The following is a 423-nucleotide window of genomic DNA, read 5'->3' on the forward strand; positions in this document are numbered from 1 at the left end:
CGACGGCAGCTGGGCTGTCGTTGGCCTTGGGCAAATGTCGGCAGGAAATCGCGGGCCCGGTGCCTTCCTGGGATTTCTGGTTGGTAGCGGAATAGGTGGTTTACTGGGGGCTATTCTGGGTATGCGCAAAATGTTCCGTTTATTCCCTCCTCACAAAAATGAAGATCACCATCACCAATCTGAAAAAAATTAGCTTATCCTAAATAGCAAAAAGTGAAATTTATTAATGCATTTTTTGTAATCATCTTCAGCATTTCTGCCGTTATACAATATAATGACCCCGATCCTCTCCTGTGGATGGCTGTCTATGGCTATGGAGCAATAGTGTGCCTGCTTGCAATATTCAGAAAAGACAAGAGAATTCTACACTACCTGGGAATCATCATCTTTCTTGCATATGCACTATACCTCTTCTTTATCCCT

At 43.7% G+C, this 423-nt stretch carries 2 protein-coding genes; both read left to right on the forward strand.

The features are described 5' to 3' along the window. The coding region (locus tag HC175_RS19255; RefSeq protein WP_209310115.1) for a hypothetical protein at nt 1-193 on the forward strand (193 nt) is incomplete at its 5' end. A 20-nt stretch (nt 194-213) separates the two neighbouring features. Continuing rightward, the coding region (locus tag HC175_RS24430; RefSeq protein WP_209310116.1) for a transmembrane 220 family protein at nt 214-423 on the forward strand (210 nt) is incomplete at its 3' end.

The sequence above is a fragment of the Salinimicrobium oceani genome (assembly GCF_012037645.1).